Origin of the sequence: Pseudothermotoga sp. (assembly GCA_025060105.1) — a bacterium.
In the GTDB taxonomy this organism is placed as follows: Bacteria; Thermotogota; Thermotogae; order Thermotogales; family DSM-5069; genus Pseudothermotoga_A.
The window spans coordinates 29,214-46,601 of sequence record JANXCS010000002.1; the positions used below are offsets into that span (position 1 = coordinate 29,214).

At 43.6% G+C, this 17,388-nt stretch carries 19 protein-coding genes; 18 read left to right on the forward strand and 1 reads right to left on the reverse strand.

Annotated features, from left to right (window positions below; genetic code table 11):
• Nucleotide 1: 1 nt before the first annotated feature.
• The 18 genes from NZ875_01795 to ispG all read left to right on the forward strand — a co-directional run bounded on the left by NZ875_01795 (nt 2) and on the right by ispG (nt 16,278).
• Nucleotides 2–460: a flagellar protein FlgN gene (locus NZ875_01795; protein ID MCS7174469.1), complete on the forward strand. Its 459-nt coding sequence runs from the start codon at nt 2–4 to the stop codon at nt 458–460.
• A 76-nt stretch (nt 461–536) separates the two neighbouring features.
• Nucleotides 537–3,146, forward strand: coding sequence for a flagellar hook-associated protein FlgK (gene flgK, locus NZ875_01800; protein MCS7174470.1), 2,610 nt, complete (start codon nt 537–539; stop codon nt 3,144–3,146).
• A 4-nt stretch (nt 3,147–3,150) separates the two neighbouring features.
• On the forward strand, nt 3,151–4,041 hold the full coding sequence (gene flgL / locus NZ875_01805; protein ID MCS7174471.1) for a flagellar hook-associated protein FlgL: 891 nt from the start codon (nt 3,151–3,153) through the stop codon (nt 4,039–4,041).
• A gap of 12 nt (nt 4,042–4,053) precedes the next feature.
• Nucleotides 4,054–4,521, forward strand: a complete 468-nt coding sequence (gene fliW, locus NZ875_01810) for a flagellar assembly protein FliW (GenBank protein MCS7174472.1) — start codon at nt 4,054–4,056, stop codon at nt 4,519–4,521.
• Nucleotides 4,522–4,526: 5 nt separating this feature from the next.
• Nucleotides 4,527–4,778 carry a carbon storage regulator CsrA gene (csrA, locus tag NZ875_01815; GenBank protein MCS7174473.1) on the forward strand — a complete coding sequence of 84 codons (252 nt, stop codon included), beginning with the start codon at nt 4,527–4,529 and terminating at the stop codon, nt 4,776–4,778.
• Complete coding sequence (gene gatC / locus NZ875_01820) at nt 4,741–5,031, forward strand: Asp-tRNA(Asn)/Glu-tRNA(Gln) amidotransferase subunit GatC (GenBank protein ID MCS7174474.1); 291 nt, start codon at nt 4,741–4,743, stop codon at nt 5,029–5,031. Before csrA ends, gatC begins: the two co-directional genes overlap by 38 nt.
• Nucleotides 5,028–5,351, forward strand: coding sequence for a YraN family protein (locus NZ875_01825; protein MCS7174475.1), 324 nt, complete (start codon nt 5,028–5,030; stop codon nt 5,349–5,351). The genes gatC and NZ875_01825 overlap by 4 nt, the downstream gene beginning before the upstream one ends.
• Before the next feature lie 12 nt (nt 5,352–5,363).
• Nucleotides 5,364–5,813: an SsrA-binding protein SmpB gene (smpB, locus tag NZ875_01830; protein ID MCS7174476.1), complete on the forward strand. Its 450-nt coding sequence runs from the start codon at nt 5,364–5,366 to the stop codon at nt 5,811–5,813.
• The gene (locus NZ875_01835) at nt 5,800–6,690 is read left to right on the forward strand and encodes an RluA family pseudouridine synthase (GenBank protein ID MCS7174477.1); all 891 of its coding nucleotides are present in this window, start codon (nt 5,800–5,802) and stop codon (nt 6,688–6,690) included. Before smpB ends, NZ875_01835 begins: the two co-directional genes overlap by 14 nt.
• Nucleotides 6,687–7,928, forward strand: a complete 1,242-nt coding sequence (locus tag NZ875_01840; GenBank protein MCS7174478.1) for a hypothetical protein — start codon at nt 6,687–6,689, stop codon at nt 7,926–7,928. Before NZ875_01835 ends, NZ875_01840 begins: the two co-directional genes overlap by 4 nt.
• Nucleotides 7,894–9,198, forward strand: a complete 1,305-nt coding sequence (locus NZ875_01845) for a DUF5693 family protein (protein ID MCS7174479.1) — start codon at nt 7,894–7,896, stop codon at nt 9,196–9,198. The genes NZ875_01840 and NZ875_01845 overlap by 35 nt, the downstream gene beginning before the upstream one ends.
• On the forward strand, nt 9,179–10,117 hold the full coding sequence (locus NZ875_01850; GenBank protein ID MCS7174480.1) for a hypothetical protein: 939 nt from the start codon (nt 9,179–9,181) through the stop codon (nt 10,115–10,117). The genes NZ875_01845 and NZ875_01850 overlap by 20 nt, the downstream gene beginning before the upstream one ends.
• Nucleotides 10,114–11,106 carry a tRNA preQ1(34) S-adenosylmethionine ribosyltransferase-isomerase QueA gene (queA, locus tag NZ875_01855; GenBank protein MCS7174481.1) on the forward strand — a complete coding sequence of 331 codons (993 nt, stop codon included), beginning with the start codon at nt 10,114–10,116 and terminating at the stop codon, nt 11,104–11,106. The genes NZ875_01850 and queA overlap by 4 nt, the downstream gene beginning before the upstream one ends.
• Before the next feature lie 19 nt (nt 11,107–11,125).
• A complete protein-coding gene (locus tag NZ875_01860; protein ID MCS7174482.1) occupies nt 11,126–12,073 on the forward strand; it encodes a hypothetical protein in 948 nt (315 codons plus the stop codon).
• Nucleotides 12,070–12,699 (forward strand): thiamine diphosphokinase, encoded by a 630-nt coding sequence (locus NZ875_01865; protein MCS7174483.1) that lies wholly within the window; start codon nt 12,070–12,072, stop codon nt 12,697–12,699. Before NZ875_01860 ends, NZ875_01865 begins: the two co-directional genes overlap by 4 nt.
• Nucleotides 12,678–13,757, forward strand: coding sequence for a 1-deoxy-D-xylulose-5-phosphate reductoisomerase (locus tag NZ875_01870; protein ID MCS7174484.1), 1,080 nt, complete (start codon nt 12,678–12,680; stop codon nt 13,755–13,757). Before NZ875_01865 ends, NZ875_01870 begins: the two co-directional genes overlap by 22 nt.
• Entirely contained in the window at nt 13,748–15,241 is a 1,494-nt protein-coding gene (locus tag NZ875_01875) for a site-2 protease family protein (protein MCS7174485.1), read from the forward strand. Before NZ875_01870 ends, NZ875_01875 begins: the two co-directional genes overlap by 10 nt.
• A complete protein-coding gene (gene ispG, locus NZ875_01880; GenBank protein ID MCS7174486.1) occupies nt 15,238–16,278 on the forward strand; it encodes a flavodoxin-dependent (E)-4-hydroxy-3-methylbut-2-enyl-diphosphate synthase in 1,041 nt (346 codons plus the stop codon). Before NZ875_01875 ends, ispG begins: the two co-directional genes overlap by 4 nt.
• A gap of 38 nt (nt 16,279–16,316) precedes the next feature.
• Here ispG and NZ875_01885 read toward each other — a convergent pair whose 3' ends face one another.
• Complete coding sequence (locus NZ875_01885) at nt 16,317–17,372, reverse strand: hypothetical protein (GenBank protein MCS7174487.1); 1,056 nt, start codon at nt 17,370–17,372, stop codon at nt 16,317–16,319.
• Between the last annotated feature and the right edge of the window lie 16 nt (nt 17,373–17,388).

Here is a 17,388-nt window from a genome sequence, read left to right on the forward strand (position 1 = left end):
GATGGATGAACTCTTTTCGATCCTCGATGAAGAGGAAAGTTTTTTGTTGCAGATAGATCAACAGTTACAGCGCTGTGAATTGTCCCTCAGCAGTAAGAACACATCCCATCTTGAGGAAACTCTCTTCCAATTGGAAAACCTTCTGACTGAATTCTCTCAGTTGGATGAGAAACGTAGGGATGTTTTTGAAGAAGTCAAAAGAAAATTTGGATTGAGTGATACCATCAATTTTTTCGATTTTTGCAAGCAACATCCTCTTTTGATGGAGAGATTGTTCAAAATCGTCGATCTTCTCAAAAACCTCTCTCACAAAGTGGAAAGGTTGCGAAGTCTGAGTGAATTTCACCAAGCGTATTTTGATTTCATAGTGAAGCTTTTGAACCCTCCAAGTTTTTCTATCTACAACGCGAAGGCCCGCCTAGAAACAAATCCACGAAGAGGTTTCAAAGCTGAAGGCTGAATTGACAGATTTTCCTGCCGATAAATAACTTAGGAGATGCGTCAACAATGAAAGAAGAATCTAGGTAGGTGATGTCATGGCTAACCTCAGCCTCTTTGGTACTTTGAACACCGCACTGCTCGGTGTCTATACACATAAGCTTGCTATGAATGTCGTTGGTCACAACATAGCCAACGCCAACACGGAAGGTTATTCACGCCAACGTCCCGTGATCGAACCTACACCTCCAATACCCCTGACAACTTTAACACAACCATCTATACCCCTCATGTTGGGAACTGGTTCTCAGGTGAAAGACATTCAACGCGTGAGGGATCTGTTTTTGGACATTCAGTTCCGTCAAGTTTCGAACAGGTACAATTATTGGAACACGATTTTTTCAAACCTTCATTTCTTTGAACAGTTATTGGCTGAGCCAGGTAGAAATGGGTTGAGGAATCTGTACGATGCGTTTGCCCTCTCCTTTGAAGAAGTGATGAGTGATCCGTCGAACTCTGCAGCAAAAAGACAAATCGTTTCACGTGCTGAAGAACTGGTGAACGCGGTTAAGGATTTATACTCGAGGCTTGAACAGCTTCGCGAAGATATAAATAAAGAAATAAAACTTTTATCTGACAAGATAAACCAGCTCGTTTCGAGACTCAAGGAGATAAACGAGCAGGTACGGATCGCTATAGCTTTGAAGACCACTCCGAACGATCTGCTTGATGAGAGAGACAGGATCTTGGATGAACTGGCGAGTTATGGGAACATAACTTACAGAGAAACGGAAGACGGTCAAACAATTCTAACGTTTGGCGATCAGGTGGTGTTGTCTGGATCTGTGCAAAATTACGTGAAAGCTTTAGAAAGACCTTACGGTAAAGGTTTCTACGAGTTGTTCGTTGGTATAACGAAGTTGAGCATTTTGGATGGGAAATTGAAGGCCCTCATAGATTTGCGGGATGCGATTTTGGTCAGGTACATGATCTATTTAGACGAGTTCGCGCTCAATCTGACGGATAAACTGAATCTCATACACAGAGCAGGTTTCGATGCCTCTGGGAAAACGACGAATCTGAACTTTTTCAATCTGAACCCTGCCGTTGAAACACCGGAACCCGCTGTTTTCAGGATCGTTGGAAGTAGAAGAATGATGTCAGGTCCCATCAAAACGGCTACAGGTTTGCATGGCTACACGGAATCAGACATCAGAAGCACAACGTTAACACAAGCAGGGAGACTGATTTTTTTCGATGGCATCAGCTCAGAACAACGAGATATACTAGCAGGAACAACCGTGAATGACCTAGTCGGCCCGACAGGCGAAGTTGACTTAACAAGCTGGTTAAAACTCCGAACAGTTCAACATGAACCTGCCCCATCCCGATCAGCATTCAGATTGATCTTAGACACTTCTGAAAGTGGTGTGAACCTCAACGATGTCTTGATAATTGATGAAGCTTCGAACGTTCTGAAAACACTCGGTTTCGAAACGCAGCAAAAAACGTTCATCACTTTCAACGATCTTTCTAACCTGTCTCCAGGAACATACACACTCGTTTTTGAAGAGACGTTTCCCAGTGGAGCGAAACATTCTGAGACATTGAACCTATCGATCGATGAGTCGACGACGATCGAATCAATTAAAGACCAAGTGAATGGACAGCTCACAAATATAAAAGCCATCGTTGTGAACGGATCAATTGTACTTCTTCCCTCCAAAGATCTCGATTTCGATTGGAGCAGAGTCCAGATAAAAGACGAACTAGGGTTTCTCACCCAAGTGCGCGCTAAGAATAAAACTTTTGATGTGTTGAAACCAACGGCAACTCTTGAGAATATCTTTCGCGGTTCGACGAATTTCGATGGTTCAACGGGTTATCGACTCTACATCGGTAACACACCCATACACATAGATCCAGCCATCGACACTTTGGAGAGTTTGGTCAAAAAGATCAACGAGGCAAATACGGGTGTTCTTGCGGATTTGACACCTCATCGTGCACTTGTGTTGAGAGCAGGAAGAAGTTTCGAGTTCGATTTGAGAAACTTCAACATTGTGGGACCCAAGGGTTTGTTCGAAGCTTTAGGCTTGATAGACACGAACGCCGATCCAAACGACTTTAATGCGGATTGGGATGAGGAGTTCACGCTCATCTCGAAGAGTGATGATTTCAACAGCTTGCGCAGTAGATTGAATGTGAGCGAGCTGTTCATCATTAACAGGCGAGAGAGGACTGAACCTTTCTATTTCGTCATGAGTTGGGATGTTTCGAGCGTCTTGAAGACCAACTCTGAGGCGCTCGCAATCGATGCAGGAAAAGCTCTCTTCAACAACGCTTGGAACGCATCCTCGATTTTACCCGTCGGTTTGAGCAACGTGGACATAATTAGATACATGCGTGATGCCAAGTATGAAAGATTGCTCGCAGACGGAAAGGAAAGCTTTTTCGAATATTTCGGAGGTATCATCGCAGAACTCGGTGTTGAGTCAGAAACGGCGCAGAAAATGAGGGAAAACAACGAGGCTTTGAGGTTGGAAATAGATCAAGAAAGGGAACGCGTCAAAGGTGTTTCTCTCGATGAAGAGATGGCGAACATGATCAAATATCAGCATGCATTCGCTGCTGCGGCGCGTGTCATAACTGCCGTCGACGAAATGATCGGCAGAGTGATCGACAAGCTTGGTGTAGTGGGAAGGTGATAATATGAGAGTCACAGACAGAATGACCAGTGACAGAGTCCTATACAACATTCAGAAGGTAATCAATCAGATCTCAAAGTTGCACGATCAAATCTCTTCTGGAACTAAGGTGAGATATCCAAGCGATGATGCCGTTCTAGCAACGAGATCTTCGAACCTTGACAGCAGACTGCGCGAGTTGGAGCAGTACGAACGCAACACGAATTATGTGCAGAACATCGTTAAGGGTTACGACACAGCCGTTCAACAGGTGAGCGAGCTCTATCAAAGGTTGAGGGAATTGTTGGTTCAAGCATCGAATGGGACACTCACAGCTGATCAAAGACTTGCGATAGCACAGGAGATTGCTCAAATCAAACGGCAGTTGATTCAAATCGCCAACACTCAGGTTGGTTCAGACTACATCTTCGCTGGTTTGGAGGGTAACAAGCCCCCCGTGAGCGAAGATGGTGAGATCCAAGTAAAACCCGAAGCGCTGTCGAGTAGATCCACCGTCGTGCTTGGATATCCACTCGAGTATGGTATCAACGTGAAAGATCTATTCGTGACGGACGCCAATCAGAGTGTTTTCAATCTTTTGGACATGACGCTGAAAGCCTTAGAGAGGAACGATCAAAGATTTCTCAGTGAGGTGGCACTCGCCAGTGTGAACTATCTTGAGAAGTCCGTATCAGAAAATCTCGCAAAAATTGGTGCTATGCAGAGGGTTGTGGAAGCAGCTTTAAACAGGCTAGACGAGCTGAACACTTTCATGACTGAATATCTATCTCGGGAACGCGACGTGGATATAACGGAAGCGGTGACCAATCTTTCCATGAAACAAGCCGTTTTGAACGCAGCGCTGAGATCAGCTGCGAACCTTTTGAGGAACACTCTGGTGGATTTCATTTCTTAGGGGTGAGATAACTTGTTGTGCGAAACTAAACTCGGAGAGATAGAAGTTAACGAAGGCAAGATCTTACTGTTTGAGAAAGGTATACCAGGTTTTGAACATCTTCGGAAGTTCACCATAGTCGAGCTGGAGCAGACAAAGCCTTTCTGTTGGCTTACCTCGCTTGAAGATCCAACGGTAGCGTTTCCCGTTGTGAATCCTTGGATTTTGAGAGTGGATTATTCCTTCGAATTGAGCGAAGCCGATAAAATGGATCTCGAACTGGAAAGCATCGAAGACGTCGAAGTGTGGGTGATCGTCACCATACCTCAAAAAGCTCCAAACGAGGCAACGGTTAACCTCTTCGCACCAATAGTGATCAATGTAAGGAAGAATTTGGCAAAACAGGTGCTGCTGGAAGGAAGCGAATACAAACTCAAACATAGAATAGATGAAGAACTTCAGAGGAGCAACGAGATATTGAAAAAAATGCGCAAGGAGTGACCGATGTGCTCGTGCTGGCAAGAAAGATAGGTGAAAGTTTCATAATTGCCGATGAGATAGAGGTGACGGTGCTAAAAATAGAGGGCTCTGAAGTGAAGATAGGTATTTCAGCGCCACCGCATGTTAAAATATATAGGACAGAAATATACAGAAGGATCGTCGAGGAAAATTTGAAAGCTTCCAATGCGAGTATCGAGATTTTGAAGGAGGTAAGGGTGATTGATAAAGATAGACGAGATTTTGGTAAAACATCTTGAAAGTTTGGCAAGACTTCAATTGAGTGAAGAGCAGAGAAAATCCATAGAAAAGGATATGCGAGAGATACTCGACTATATGGAATTACTGAATGAGGTGGATGTCAGCGGGGTTGAACCTATGTATACTCCAATCGAATCAAACGCTGAACTGAGAGAAGACACAGTCAGACCATTCGAGGATGTGGAAGCTATCAGGTTAAACTTTCCAAAACGCAAGGATGGGCACATCGTTGTGCCCGGAATACATGCTTGAATTGGAAGGAAGCTGAGGAAGTCGCGGCGAAGTTTTTGAGAAAAAAGGGATACAAGATAATCGAGCGTAACTTTAGAACACGCTTTGGAGAAATAGATATTGTGACGAGGTACGGAGAGTACCTCGTTTTTGTTGAAGTTAAAAGTGGAAAGAGCGAGTTTTCACCACGAACAAGGGTTGATCGTTCGAAAGTCAAAAGAATAGAGCTTGCGGTTGGAGAATACTTGATCAAGCGAAAGCCCAAATACGAGGCTTTGCGCATCGATGTTGTTGAAGTTAGTGAAAATGGTATCGAACACATAGAGGGTTTTGAACTTTGAGGAGGATTCTGTGTGGAATTGATAGCGGTGAACAAAAAAGCGAGAGATTACGAGATTTTAGAAGTTTATGAAGCTGGAATAGAACTGAAAGGTACAGAAGTGAAATCCTTGAGGGATAAGAATGTCTCGTTCAAAGATTCCTTCTGCCGGATAAAGGATGGTGAAGTATACCTTTTGAATCTCCATATCAGTCCTTACAAGCATGCTAGTCATTTCAATCACGATCCTGAAAGACCGAGAAGACTGCTCTTGCACAAACGTGAAATAAAACGGCTGACGGGTAAGCTGAGCAGCGGTGGTTTAACACTGATACCCACGAAGATTTATTTCAACAATAAGGGTATCGTCAAGATCGAGATAGCTCTCGCCAAAGGGAAAAAGAAGTACGACAAGCGTGAAGAAATAAAGGAAAAGGAATTGCAGAGAAAGATCAAAGAATACATGAAATATGGAGGGCGATGAGCCCTTGGAATACACAGTCAACAGTGAGAACCTCTATTCGAGACTGGACAAATTCCTCAGAAAACAACTCAGCGACGTTCCACTGTCGGAGATATACAAGCTTTTGCGAACTGGGAAGATCTGCGTGAATGGCAGACCCACGAAAAATCCTTCTTATGAACTTGAGCCCGGCGATAAGGTGCAGATCAACGAGGATCTATCTAAGTATTCTCGTCAAACATCGTTGGTTAGGCCAATTCCAATCAAACTCGATATCTTGTACGAAGATGAAGATCTGATAGTTTTGAATAAAAGAGCAGGTATAGCTTTACACCCGGGAGACAAAACGATTGGGACCACTCTCATACACGGTTTGATGTTCTACGGTAAACAAAAGGGATTCACACCGCACCTTGTGCACAGGCTTGACAGAGACACCTCCGGTGTCTTGCTAGTAGCGAAGAACAACAAGAGTGCGAGAACTTTGAGTCACATGTTCAGAGAGAGACTCGTAGAAAAAGAATATCTCGCGCTCGTTGCTGGTCGGTTGCAAGGGAACGGAAAGATAGATCTAACGCTCGATGGACTCGAAGCTGTCACTGAATATATTGTCTTAGAAAGCTTTGATCGTGCAACACTTGTTCGAGTTTTTCTGCATACAGGAAGAACGCATCAAATCAGGAGACATTTTGCTGCTGTTGGTAATCCTGTGATTGGTGACACGATGTATGGAGACAAGAACGTGAATCGTTATTTTCATCAGGAGTTTGGACTGAGAAGACAATTTCTGCATTGTCTCAGGATGAGTTTCATGCATCCGAGCCGCCCGGACAGAATCAATGTGAAAGCTCCCATGCCTGAAGAATTGAAACAAGTTCTCGAGAGGCTGAGAAGATGAAACATACACTTGTGTTGTTAATCATTTCAGGTTACCTTTTTGCAGCACAACTGTTGATCAATACCTTCGACATGACAGGCTATTTGTTTGAAGGTGGGGCGCATTCAAAGTTCAAAGTTCATTGTCCATCAGACTTGAGTCTAACTGACAAGCTTACAGACTTTTATGAACCAGTGAGATTGACCGTCGGTTATATCCCCATGCCAGATGTCCCGCTACTGATAAGTGAAAAAGGCTTCACTGTTTCTGCGAAGATAGGAAGCATCGTTGTTCCCGAAGAGATATTCACAAAACTTTTTCAAATAGTGAAATCAGGTCAAACAGTGGATTTGATCATTGATAGATATCCCGTCGAAATATACGCAAATAGAATAAAAGTTCTCGAACCGGTCAAGCCAGAGAAAATAGAATTCTTTTTGAATCGTTTCATTGAAAAATTTCCGAAGATCACAGGTCCTGGAGAATACAGTTTCGAAGTAAAACCAGTTTCCTACCAACTTTTGATCTGTTGCTTTCCTGGTCTCGGAGGAACGATCATGGCGATTTTCGAAGGAGAACCGCGTGAACTAACCTTCGCAACAAGTGACATCAAAACCAAAGGATTTTCCATGAACTTGCCACCTGGTAACCATACTGTGCGAATCTCCATGCTCGGCGAAGCAACCGAGATAACACTGAACTTTCCAGATCGGTTTGTGAGACTCCAAACCAGTCAAATCGAACTCGGTGCAAACTGTGAAAAACAGTTGTATTTCATATCTGGGATTCAGAGATCGAACTGTTTTTCATACCCGGGAAGATTCCTTGGCTTAGAGTTTTCTAACGATTTGATCGTTCATGAACTGCTGGTTCGAGATACGACTCCCCCAAAACTCACCATGAATCTGAAACGGTTGGATTCGATGTGTTTCGTCCAGCTGCAAGCAGAGGATGTTTCTCCATTTGAAACATTCCTATACGTTGACGGAGAAAAATTCTATTTTGATAGAGGTGTCTTGACTCTGTCTTCACTCAAACACACTCTGATTGGTATGGCGCAGGATACTTTCCAAAACACCTCGTACATCGTTCAAGTTCTAGAAAAACTAGAAGATACACTGGTGTTTCCAGAAGAAAAGGTCATAGACATCGGTGGCTTCAAGTTTTTCTCACCATACTTGAGATGGCAAAGCTTTGGTGCAGTGAAAATAGAGGTGAAGATCAATGAAAAAATCGTTCGGCTTGAAAAGGATCGCTGAACTATCCTTTTTCATACTAACTTTCATTTGTCTTGCTATTTTCTTTCCAAGTCGGTTTGTGACAGATGCTACAGATTTCGCTTACACAGTGGGTATATCTATCGATGATGACAGGATACAACTTCCTTCAGGGAGAATAGTCTGGGTGATAGATCCAGGCGAACAAATAGAACCTGGCATGGAATACGTCACATTCAGAGGTGACTTCGAAGGATACGATGCGAAAATTTATGCCCAGCAAGCAGACTCTTATGGAACATGGATCGGCATGCTTGAGTTCAACGACAGTACAGATTTTGTCAAAAAGATCGTGATGCTCAGAAGGGACCACAAAAAATTCTTTAGAATCCACACGATAAGACAAGAAGAAGTGGAGAAGATGAAACTGACAAATTCAATGATCTATTACAGATTCAGAAGAGCCATCCTCGAACGCAGTATCGATATGATTTGGATCCAACCACTAGAAAATGTGGACATAAAGTGGGTGCTTGAAAAAATAGAGCATCAGTTTGGTAAACCCAAGGATACACCACAACCTAACGATACTTCCTTTCACTTCCAATGGCTCGCTTTCATCGCGATGGTTTTGCTACTCTTTTCACAAAAACCCTTACTGGGAATCTTGGCGGCACCACTGTGGTTCTTGAATCGTTCTTTAGCTGTTTCAGTTGTTTCCATTCTGGCAACTGTTTTCATTTATTCGTACAGAAAGAAAGAGATCTTACCCATTTTGTACTTGATTCTTGGATTGTTGACAAACGCTGCTTTGTGGGACTTCTGGCATGTGAACGATCTGAACGTTTACAGAGGAGTTAAACTCTCCATCTCACTGTTGCCACTGTTCGTTCTCGCAAAAACTGTGATGAAAGAATGGAACTGGCTGAGAAGGTACTGGCCGCTGGGTTTCGCTGTACTTGCTGGTGCTGGTTTCTATTACCTTTCACGCTCTGGGAATACAGCTTTCGTCACCAATCTTGAAAGACAATTGCGAGACACCATCGAGGGTTTTTTGTGGGTGAGACCAAGGTTCAAAGAAATCATAGGTTATCCGGCATTTTCTCTCTGGCTGAGTTTTGGAAACTTCAAATGGGCTTTTCTGTTCGAGTTGCTAGGTAGCATAGCTTTGGTCTCTACTTTCAACACGTTCTGCCACATCAAGACACCTTTGATGGTGTCATTGTACAGATCTGTTTTCTCTATTCTGATCGGTTACTTAACGTTGATGATACTGCGAAGGGTGAAGAATAATGTTACTCAACGTGTATGATCCGGGTTATTTAACAAGATTGAGGATGCTTCAAGTTAAAAGAAAGCATCAAATTGATTCTCTACGCAGGTTCAAAATCAATAATCAAGCCGTGATCTCCTTCATTAAAGATGCGCTGGGCCCCATCAAATCTGTGGAGGTATCGGAGAGATTGATCAATTCGTTTCGGGATCTCGTGTACGGTTCGGGTACCATCGTCGAAAGATTGAAAAAGTTCGCTGAGATCAATAGTTTACCTGAACCGAGTGGGTTGGAGCCATTCTTTTGGCTGAAACCGAAATCTTATCCCCCACCTTCAAGTGAAATGAGGGAACTGATAGAAAATGACGATGTTTTGCATTTCGTTAGAAAAGCCAGGTATTTACTCGAAAAATCAAATTTAGAAGACTTTTTGGAATTTCAAGCTGCTATCATGAAAAGTAACACAGAGGAGATCGATTGGCTCGCTCAGCAAGTGAATTCAGTTAAGTTAACATGTGTAAGTGAAGCTGAGGTGATCGTTGAACTTTTCAAAGAACTGGACGAGATTTCGAAAGTCGAGTTGCTGTCAAAACTCAAATGCCATCCTTACGTGAAGGCCATGTTTGTGAGAAAACCAAGCCGACCTGTCGTTTTAGATGGGAGTAATATAGCAAGGCTGAGGGGTAAATTGTCGGACATAGATTTCATTCTGGAAAGACTCGCAACGTTCAACGAATTTCTTTATCCATATTACTTGGTTTTCGACAAAAACATCAGACACATTTTTCAGGTTGAAAGTGAATGGTTCCATGCGGAAAGAACATACTTTCACTCACCCGCGGACGAGCTCATAATATCGATAGCGCTTGAAAAAAACGCAGTGGTCGTGAGTGGCGATCGATTCGAAGAATGGAATCAAAAAATCGACAGAATAGATGTGAGGAGGTTTTTCGAGTGAAGCTTTCTGACTTCGATTACCACCTTCCTGAAGAATTGATAGCACAGACTCCTGTGGAACCGCGAGACAGTTCCAGATTGATGGTTGTTCACAGAAAATCCGGTGAAATAGAACACAAAATCTTCCGTGAAATCGTCGAATATCTCTCGCCTGGCGATGCGTTGGTATTGAACAACACTAAAGTGATTCCTGCAAGATTGTTCGGTCAACTTGAGGATAAACAGATCGAAATATTACTCATAGAAAAAGTTGGAGAGAGGCTATGGAAGTGTCTAGCCAAACCAGCTAAGAAGATGAAACCAGGTGTGGTAGTACACCTGAATGCCGAAATCATAGCAAAGTGCATCGAAAGGCTCCATGAAGGACTGAGATTGATCGAGTTCAACGTGGACGATGAGTCTATTTTGAAACTCGGTGAGGCACCAATACCTCCGTACGTTCGAGCGAAGATACCACTTGAAAGGTACCAAACAGTCTATGCCAAGGTTGCTGGTTCCGTCGCTGCGCCCACGGCAGGTTTTCACTTCACTGAGGCTTTGCTGGAGAAAATACGTTCAATGGGTGTGAGAGTTCTCGAAGTCACTTTACATGTGAGTATCGGCACTTTTAGACCTGTCAAAACAGAGAGAATAGAGCAGCATAAGATGCACAGCGAACGTTACTTTATTCCCTTAGATGTTGTCGAAAACATAAAACATGCAAAGTCTGAAGGGAGGAAAGTCATAGCCGTGGGTACAACTGTTGTACGAACGCTCGAAACTTTCGCCAGAACGAACATTACAGAAGGTGAGACAGACTTGTTCATATACCCACCATTCGAGTTCAAACTGGTCGATGCGTTGATCACAAACTTTCACTTACCTAGATCCACCCTTCTGATGCTTGTGGCTGCCTTCGCAGGTTACGATTTGACAATGAACGCCTACAGAGAAGCCGTGGAGAAGAAATACAGATTCTATTCCTTTGGGGATGCCATGTTGATCCTTTGAAGTATAGTAATGATTGGGAGTGAAAACTTCCACGATGCGGATCAGTCTCGATCTGAGAAGAGAATTTTCTAACAGGGAACTTTTTTTCAAACTCATTGAGCTCCCCACTAGGGATTTGATAGAGTTTTTAAAGAATAGCTTTCCGTATGTGAGCCTAGACGTTGAAGACGAAGAAACGGGTTTGTCACGACTCGATCGCTTGGCCAACCATGAGAGATCACTCCAAGAAGAGCTCATGGAGTCCATCGCACTGTTACGTTTAGATGAGGAAAACGAACGCATAGTTGAATATATCGTTTACAACCTTGACGAATCCGGACGACTCTTGGTAGACAAAGCAGAAATCTGTCAAAAGTTTTGCGTTACAGAAGAAGTAGTCGAAAAGCTCATGGAATCCATTAAAGCCGTGGGACCAGATGGGCTATTCGAAGGTAAAGTTGTTGGCTTTGGAGGAAGAGCGGCGTACATACAACCAGATCTGATCATTCAAGCAGATCTATCAATACAAGTTAAAGAATTCACCGTCTCGTTGGAAAGATCGAACAAAAAGGCTGAAAAATTTTTGGTCTATCTCAACGGACTACTGCAACGGAGAAAAGAAATACTCATCTTTTTGGGTAACATGATTGTCAGAAAGAACGTCGATTTTCTACTCGGCAGAGTCTCGTATCCCAGCAAGATCAAAATCGTAGACGCTGCGGAAGATCTGCAGTTACACACCTCAACAGTTTGTCGAGCAGTGTCCACTAAATACGTCAAAACACCTGTAGGAACTTTCCCTATGCGTGCTTTTTTTGGTAGAAACGTGGAACAGCGATTCTTCTTACCTTTGCTCTGTAAGTTGCTGAAAGAGAATCCTGACAGCACCGATGAACAACTGAGGAAAATGCTCAAAAATCACGGTGTTGAGGTCAGTAGACGGACTGTGAACAAGTATAGAAACCTCATTGGAGGTTTTTCCGCGTGAGAGTAGCCATTTTTCTCAACGGCGAGTGTGAAGATCTCGCCTCAATTCCGCTCGATCAATACGATTTGCTCATCGCCGTCGATGGAGGCGCAAAACATTTCTTGAGAAAACATCTGATACCGCACCTGTTCATTGGAGACGGTGATTCTGTGGACGAATCTGATTTGGATGAACTGAAGGTATTGGGCTGTGAGATGTTCATTTTTCCCAAGGAGAAAGATGAGATCGATGCAGAGCTCGCGTTGAGAAAAGCGATTGAGAAGGGGGCAAGCGAAGTGGATATCTTTTGTTGGAATGGGGAAAGGTTAGATATGCTACTCGCCTTGATGTATCTGATGGCGGCTTTCAATGTCAAGATCACCGCAAAGAGTGACAAACTATTCATGGGCATCGTTTCAGGTGAGATAGAACTGGATGCCAAACCAGGGGAAAAGTGGTCTATACTTCCCATCGCTGGAGATGCGTACGGCGTGACACTGAAAGGTTTCAAGTATGAAATCAGTCGAAAAGATATGTTGTGGAACAGTCCTTACGGCGTGAGTAACGTATCTGTCTCGCAGAAAGTCAAGGTGACTGTCGAGCGCGGAAAGGTGGCGTATTTCAGGTGGTTGAAAGAACCATCTTGATAGTTGGAATGACAGGTTCGATAGGTTTACAGGCTCTCGAGGTGATCAAAAAGCTCGGTTCTTTTCGCATACTCGCGGGTACTTATCATACCAACCACAATCTAGCTCAAAAATTGGCGAGAGAATTTGAGATAGCGAAAATTCTCTGCACAAAGGATGACTACGATGAACTTTTTTGGTTGATGGAACATCATCGGCCCGATGTGACGCTCGTATGTGTCCCAGGCTTTGCAAGCCTTTCAGTAACACTGAAAGCCCTTCAAACCTCAAGAAGGGTACTTTTGGCGAGCAAGGAAGCTTTGGTTTGTGGTGGTTGGCTTGTCAAAGAAGCCAAAGAGAAAAATCACTGTGAGCTGATCCCAGTCGATAGCGAACACAGTGCTTTGATGCAAATTTACGAACCAGAAGTTGAGAAAGTACTCCTAACATCGTCTGGAGGAGCATTGAGGGACTGGGAAATCCAGGAACTGAACAGAGCAAAACCCGAAGATGTCTTGAAACACCCGGTTTGGAAAATGGGTAAAAGAATCACTGTAGATTCAGCTACCATGGTGAACAAGGGTTTTGAAGTTTTAGAAGCGTGTGAGCTGTTCCAGTTAGAAGCAAAACAAGTGGAAGTGCTCATCCATAGAGAAGGGCTCGTACACGCTATGGTGTTCCTAAAAGATGGTACTGTCAAGATGCATTTGGGATTTCCCGATATGAAAATTCCCATTGCTTATGGTCTCACGTACCCAAAAAGAAGCTTTGAAAACAAAAGCTGGCCAAACTTGATCGAAACCACTTTGAAATTTGAGTATGTAGACAGAGAGAAATATCCTGCATTTTATCTTGCGTATGAAATCGAAAAGGATTACGCCAAGAGGACTGCTTACAATGCAGCAGATGAGGTTTGTGTTGAAGCATTCCTTCAGAATCGCATTAAATTCACCCAGATAGCGAAAGTCATAGAAAAAGTCGTTGAAAGGATCGAAGCCAATCCAAGAGATCTTGAGGATCTTAAATCCATCGATGCAGAAAGTAGAAGAATAGCGGAAGAGGTGATCGAATGTCTGTAATCTATTTCATCATCATATTCATGGTCGTAGTTGTTGTACATGAACTGGGTCATTTCACATTTGCCAAACTTTTCAAGGTGGATGTGCAAGAATTCGCAATTGGCTTCGGTCCAAAAATGTACCAAAAAAGGTTTAGGACCTTCAACTTCAGAATAAACGTTTTCCCCATTGGTGGATACGTGAGGTTGGCTGGTGAAGACCCATATGAAGAATCGTCGGTGGGTGCGAGGGGGTTGTATTCAAAGCCCGCCTGGCAGAGATTACTCATATTCCTCGCTGGCCCGGTTTTTTCAATACTCGCAGGTTATATGTTGTTCGTTGTGATAGTTTCTTTGTGGGGCGTGCCAGCGATCTCTGTGGCTTACGTCGAACCGAACAAGCCAGCTTATGAAGCCGGATTGAGGGAAGGAGACATCATATTGAAAATCAATGGAAAAAGAGTGTACGATAACTACACGGTGAGCCAAACTATCAGGAAAGGATTGCCCGTCGAACTGACGGTGTTGAGGAAAGAAGGAAAGGTTGCAATAAGGGCTATTCCAAAATTGTTCGAAGAATCGCATTTTCTCTTGTTGACGGATATCACAGGAGAGGTTCAAAAGGGCTCGAGAATACAAACCATCGCCGGAAAACCAATCAGTTCAACCAATCTTTCGAGTTTGGTCGAACACTACGTATCGATCGAAACAGATGCCGGCATAATGAAAGGTTTGCTCAAGCAGTATCAGTATGATCCTCCCAAGTATGCGCTTGGGTTCTATTTTGCAACCGTTTCGAACATTTTCAGAAAGGACTTTGGTGTGTTCAAAAAAGGCGATGCATTGCTCCGTGTAGAAGATATACAGGTGAACAACAATGTTGATCTATCGAGAATCTATCAACTTGTACTCGCTGGAAAAGATGGCATATATATGGAAGTGCAAGGTGATCGTATTGCATGGTTGAGAAATGGTTTTGAAGGTGAAGTCGAAATATCTCTGATGAGAAATGGCGAACAAATCGATATGAAAATACCTTCTTCACTGATCAAAACCGCGTTGGAAACGACCGGTTTGTTTGAACCGAAAGTGAGTAATTTGAAGTTGACGAACACTTTTGAAACGGTGACAACAGCTGTTGATCGTTGCAACAATGCGTTGATAACGATGTACAGATCTCTCTTCGGCTTGTTCCGTGGGACTGAAAATACTGGTGTTGTTGGTCCCGTCGGCCTAGTTGCCTTCATCGGTGAAACAGCGAAGGCCGGTTTGGAACCCGTACTCACCTTAGTCGCTCTGATCACGATGAGCCTTGGTATATTCAACATGCTCCCGTTGCCAGCTTTGGACGGTGGAAGGATCGTGTTCTCCTTGATCGAAATGCTGAGTGGCAGAAGGGTGAATCCCAAATTGGAAAACTTGGTACATTTCATAGGTTTTTTGCTTCTCATAGTGCTGATGATGTTCGTCACGTTCAGTGATATAGGCAGGCTGATGGGAAGATGAGTAAAGTGGTGAAGGTTGGTAAGATATTCATAGGTCAAGGTCATCCAATCTCGATTCAATCGATGACCAACACGAAAACTAGCGATGTCAACGCCACAGTTCATCAAATAAGGGAGCTCGCAGCGATTGGTTGCGAAATTGTCAGAGTGGCTGTACCAGATATTGAAAGTGCGAGAGCGATAAGAAAAATCAAGGAAATGCTGGATATCGATGTGCCCATCGTGGCGGATATTCACTACGATCATAAACTCGCCATAGAAGCGATCAAAAATGGGGCAGACAAAGTACGCATAAATCCAGGTAACATAGGACAAGATTGGAAGGTAAAAGAACTCGTAGAAGTGGCAAAGCAATACTCTGTTCCAATTCGAGTGGGTGCGAACAGCGGTTCTTTGAGAAAAGAATTCGAGGAAAAATACGATCGTACAACAGCACTCGCAGAATCTGCTCTGTATGAAGTAAAACTGTTAGAAAGATTCGAATTTCACGACATCGTGATTTCAGCAAAGAGCAGCGATGTTTTAGAAACGATACGAGCCAACGAATACATCGCTTCTAAAGTGGATTATCCACTCCACATAGGATTGACTGAAGCTGGAGTGGGAGAAACCGCGATTGTGAAATCTTCTATCGCGATAGGATATTTACTACTGAAGGGTATAGGTAACACAATAAGGGTTTCGATCTCAGGCGATCCTTCGAGGGAAGTGATCGTTGCAAAAAAAATATTATCCTCAATCGGTTTGAGAAAATTCGGCCAGGTTATAGCCTGTCCTACGTGCGGCAGATGCGAGATAGACGTGGAAAAAATTGCAAAAACGATAGAACCAATTGTGGAAAGTACTGAATTGATCGTCGCGGTCATGGGATGTGTCGTGAACGGTATAGGTGAAGGAAGACATGCAGACGTCGGTGTGGCTGGGACCAAAGACAGTGCAGTGATATTCGAGTCTGGAAAGATCGTCAAAACCGTGTCCCACGAGTCCGTGGTTGAAGAACTATTGAACATCATCAGAAAGAAAGCAAAATCTCGATAAAACTTTCATCGAATCTTTATTCTGCAAATTTACACGGGTCACCATTTGAGCCTGATCACACCTGTTTGACGGTCATTTTCGTTGTACCCGACCACACCGATGAAGTTGTACCTGTTGACCACAATGAGACCCGGTGTGTAGTGCTTCAACGAAAAAGTTTGTTCGCGCGGTGCAAAGCCAGGTTGACCCCAACCACCAACTTCCCATTGCCACGATGTGTTATCAAAAGCGAAATGAGTGATCTCAACGGGCCAACTCTGAGATATGGCTGTCACAGTCAGATTCGTACCTAGTGCCGCACACCTGCAGAATCCTTGAATTTCGATCGGATTTGCCCAGCTTTGAGATACTGTAAACTGTAAAACGCCTAATCTTCCATCGTTTTCCTTCCCAATTATGAGTGCCAGCTTATCGTACCGACCGATCATCATCATGAACATCTCATAATGCGGTATGGAATAACGTTTACTCCTGGCTGCGTAAGCTGGAGCTGCCCATCCGCCAACCTCATCGTGGCTGTATCTGCCTTCGACCCACATGCCCACTTCGACTGGTTGACTCAGCGAAGTGATGACGAATTCGTTGTTGAACTTTTCTACTCTTGCCACACCAGGTATTTCAAAGTTCTGAAAAGTTCCACCCTTGAAAACAACATGACTGATTTGTCCATCGTTTTCACGTACGAACACCAGATAAATGTTCTCGTACCTCGCCAGCAACAACAGACACGTTCTATAATGTGGCAAAGGTAAAAACTTTGGATTTTGTACGAACTCCGGTTGGCCCCAACCACCAACTTCTGTTTTGAAAAAGCAGGTGCCATCCCACGGTGGATCGAGATTAGATCCTTTGGTTACAAATACACCAGACGGTTGATGTGGCGTGCCGGTGTTATCGATCATGAGGTAGGAAACTTCCACAGGGATGCTTCGCAAAGCACGAACTTCCAGAACAAAGTCGGTTTGCACAGAATACTGACGCGATCTGTTGTCAACCACGGTGAGCTTAACCCAGCCATCGTTGATGAGTACCAAATTGGTACAAAGACTCATCAAACTGCACAACAAAGCTCCAAGAAATAAGCACTTCTTCACAGTAACCATCCCCCCA

What these genes read in the sequence shown, in the direction of transcription:
- ispG (MCS7174486.1), top strand. Translation starts at nt 15,238, where the DNA reads ATGAGTAAAGTGGTGAAGGTTGGTAAGATATTCATAGGTCAAGGTCAT.
- NZ875_01795 (MCS7174469.1), top strand. Translation starts at nt 2, where the DNA reads ATGGATGAACTCTTTTCGATCCTCGATGAAGAGGAAAGTTTTTTGTTG.
- NZ875_01845 (MCS7174479.1), top strand. Translation starts at nt 7,894, where the DNA reads ATGAAAAAATCGTTCGGCTTGAAAAGGATCGCTGAACTATCCTTTTTC.
- NZ875_01835 (MCS7174477.1), top strand. Translation starts at nt 5,800, where the DNA reads ATGGAGGGCGATGAGCCCTTGGAATACACAGTCAACAGTGAGAACCTC.
- NZ875_01840 (MCS7174478.1), top strand. Translation starts at nt 6,687, where the DNA reads ATGAAACATACACTTGTGTTGTTAATCATTTCAGGTTACCTTTTTGCA.
- NZ875_01850 (MCS7174480.1), top strand. Translation starts at nt 9,179, where the DNA reads ATGTTACTCAACGTGTATGATCCGGGTTATTTAACAAGATTGAGGATG.
- NZ875_01875 (MCS7174485.1), top strand. Translation starts at nt 13,748, where the DNA reads ATGTCTGTAATCTATTTCATCATCATATTCATGGTCGTAGTTGTTGTA.
- flgL (MCS7174471.1), top strand. Translation starts at nt 3,151, where the DNA reads ATGAGAGTCACAGACAGAATGACCAGTGACAGAGTCCTATACAACATT.
- flgK (MCS7174470.1), top strand. Translation starts at nt 537, where the DNA reads ATGGCTAACCTCAGCCTCTTTGGTACTTTGAACACCGCACTGCTCGGT.